Genomic DNA, 3,144 nt, shown 5'->3' with positions numbered 1-3,144 from the left:
GGCGCGGGCTGCTCCGCGATGGGAGGCTCGGGCGTCGGTGTCGGAGTCGGAGCCGGCTCTTCCGGAGGAACGGAGGGAGGTGCTTCGGGACGGCGGGGGAGGTCGATGGCACCGGTGGCCGGAGCGGACTCCTGGGCGCTCCCGTTACAGGCGAGGCCACCCGCGGACATGAGTCCGAGGAGGCACAGGCTGCGCAGCGTGGACATGCGGTCGGCTCCTGAGGGGGGTTGAGCGAGCCGAGAACGTCCGGGGAGCCGAGCCCTATTCTGGCCGCCTCCCGTGTCCGAAACCTCGTGGAGCAGGCGGCCGGGCGCTCCCGCGTGTCCGGATGGGCGCACGGACGGAGCTGGAGGCGCGCGATTCACCGCGCGACGCCCGCGGGCCCTTCGCTATCACGGCCATGGGTGTGCGTGGAAAGCGGGCCGCGTCTCCCTGCTCGTGGAGCAGGCGGAGGACTCCCGGCGGAAGCGGCGGATGCGCCCACGCCGCGGCCTCACCCACATGGGGAGGCGGCCCGGATGTCACCGTCGCAGGATCAGGCCTGGGTGTTGCCGCCGAGAACCGGGCTCGGTGTCAGGGCGACACAGGCCAGGGCTGCTCGCTCTTGGCTGGCTGCGGAATTCAGGGCAGCAGGCCGGGGATGCCGCTGCGGTCCGGCTCCGCTCGGAACTCAGGGCCGCAGGCCGGGGATGCCGCCGCGGTCCGGCTCCGCTCGGAATTCAGGGCAGCAGGCCGGGGATGCTGCCGCCGGGACGCGGCTGGATGCGGTACTCGATGGCCCCGGGGTTCAGCAGGCACGTGAGCGGAACGGGCGCGGGGAGGATGGCCCCATGCGGCGGGGCCGTGCACGGCGTCGGCGTCACGGGGGCGCCCCACGCGAAGGGTACCAGCGGATGCACCTCGTCCTCGAACATCCACGCCTCGGGCGCGGGCGCGGTGGGGACCTCCAGGTCCTCCAGGTCCTCCAGGAGCGCGAGCGGTTCATCGCCCTGGGAGCCGGACAGCGGCGGCGCATCCGGGCCGAGCGTGATGCCCTCGGGAATGGGCTCCGGCGCCTGTCCGGGACGGACGATGGCGTCGATGCGCTCGGCGCTCTCGTCCCGCGTCTCGCTCCTGCTCGCGGCGCATGCGCCGAGAAAGGCCGCGGCCACCACGAGGGCGCCCACGGGGCCGCGGTGACGGTGTCGTCTCGGGGGCTTCACGGCCGTGGGCTCGGGCATCGCGCGGACTCCTTCCGCCACACGCTTCGTCTCGCGCGTCCGGTTCGCAACCTCGGGCCTGGTGCTCCCCTCCAACTCCGGGGCAGGGCAGGCGAGGACTCGCGGGGCTTCCACCCTTCGTGTCACCGCGCAAGAACATTCCCACGGGCCCGGGTCCCGATGGCCCTACGGGGTTTGCTGGTTTGCGGGGGCGTGACTCCAGTGTCGCTGTATCGAGGTCTTCGCCTCCGGGCCTGTATTCGGGGGGTTCGAAAATGTATCGAGTCATGTTTCACCCGATGGGTCCGGCCTGTTGTTGCGATGCGGCCAGCCATGGTCTGTTACCGCTGAGTGCGGGGCCTGGGTGGGGCTGGGAACCCGCCGGCCGATGGTGGCGGCCGAGGGATGACGATCCGAGCAAAGGTGCTGCTGTTCACCGTGGCCGCGGTAGCGCTCGTGTTGTTGATGGGCGCGATGCTCGTCACCGGCTCGCTCACGGCCCGGCGCACGCAGAGTCGCGGCATCGCCGCGGAGGAACAGGAGGCGCTCCTGAGGAACCTCCGCACCGATGCCGCCCTCTACATCCACTCGCTGCTCGATGCCGTCGAGACCCAGCGTGACGCGGCCCCCATTCGCGACGAGGCGCTGACGCGCGCCCGGGCCACCTTCCGGCAGCTCCACGCGCTGGCGGCGCTCGAACATGAGCAGGGCGGAGAGTCTCCAGAGGCCGAGACAGGGAACCTGGAGCGGGTAGAGACCCAGTACATCCGCTGGCTGGAGGAGACGGCGGCCCTCGCGCGGGCGGTGGTCCCAAGCGAGGAGACGCGGCTGCTCCGTGTCGCGCGACACACGCTCACCGAGAACGTCGAGCCCGTCATCGAGGTGGCCCTGCGGCGCGAGCATGCCGAGAAGGAAGAACTCCTGAACGACAGCCTCCGCGCCTTCCGGGTGGTGGAGGCCGTGGGCGTGGGCGTGCCCGTGGTGTCGCTGCTGCTCATCGGCGGGCTGGCCGTGTCGATGCTCCTGCCCCTGCGGCGCTCGCTGACGGACTTCCTGGCCGGCGCGGAGCGCGTGGGGAAGGGGGACTTCGGCCATTTGTTGCCGGAGGACCGCAAGGACGAGACCGGCGCCATGGCGCGAGCCTTCAACCGCATGGCGCGCGAGCTGCGCGACACCGTGGCGGAGAAGCAGCGGCTGGCGCGCGCGGAGGCGGAGGCCTCCGAGCGCGAGACGCGCCGCTACAACGCGCTGCTGGAGTCCACGGTGCGCGAGCGCACGGCGGAGCTGGAGCTGGCCAACACGCGGCTGTCGGAGAGCTTGCGGCAGCTCCAGGCCACCCAGGCGCAGCTGCTGTTCGCGGACCGGCTGGCGTCGGTGGGGCAGCTCGCCGCGGGCGTGGGGCATGAAATCAACAACCCGCTGGCCTTCATCATCAGCAACCTGGAGTTCGTGCGTGAGGAGCTGCTGCGGCCGCTCGGGGCCTCGGGGGCGCCGCGCTCGGAGCTGGTGACGGCGCTGGCCGAGGCCCGGGAGGGCGCCGAGCGGGTGCGCGTCATCGTGGGCGAGCTGGGCAACCTGGCGCGTCCGGACAGCATGGAGTCCGGGCCGGTGGACCTGGGCGCGGTGGTGCGCAGCGCGGAGAAGATGGCCATGCACCTCATCCGCCCGCGGGCCCGGCTCGAGCTGGAGGTGGACGCGGCGCCGCCCGTGTATGGCAATGGCGCGCGGCTGTGTCAGGTGTTGCTCAACCTGTTGCTCAACGCGGCGCATGCGATTGAGCCGGGGCAGGTGGAGCGCAACGTCATCCGCGTGAACGCGCGAGCGGAGGACGCCGGCGGGGTGGTGGTGGAGGTGAGTGATACCGGGTGCGGCATTCCGCCGGAGAACCTCGGCCGCATCTTCAACCCGTTCTTCACCACGCGGCCGGTGGGGAAGGGGACGGGGC

2 protein-coding genes and 1 pseudogene are annotated in these 3,144 nt (G+C 72.0%); 1 reads left to right on the top strand and 2 read right to left on the bottom strand.

The features are described 5' to 3' along the window. Both HG543_RS54820 and HG543_RS52735 read right to left on the bottom strand, forming a co-directional pair. Nucleotides 1-206, bottom strand: a pseudogene (locus HG543_RS54820) (right-handed parallel beta-helix repeat-containing protein); the annotation flags it as partial. Nucleotides 207-719: 513 nt separating this feature from the next. Then, nucleotides 720-1,220: a hypothetical protein gene (locus tag HG543_RS52735; protein ID WP_169352535.1), complete on the bottom strand. Its 501-nt coding sequence runs from the start codon at nt 1,218-1,220 to the stop codon at nt 720-722. Between the two features lie 384 nt (nt 1,221-1,604). Between HG543_RS52735 and HG543_RS56105 the strand changes: the two genes are divergently transcribed. Further along, a partial coding sequence (locus HG543_RS56105) for a sensor histidine kinase (protein WP_246357935.1) occupies nt 1,605-3,144 on the top strand: 1,540 nt, incomplete at its 3' end.

The organism is Pyxidicoccus fallax, from assembly GCF_012933655.1.
Classification (GTDB): domain Bacteria; phylum Myxococcota; class Myxococcia; order Myxococcales; family Myxococcaceae; genus Myxococcus; species Myxococcus fallax.
The sequence above is the reverse complement of the archived record's forward strand: the minus strand, read 5'-3'. Positions and strand labels throughout refer to the sequence as shown.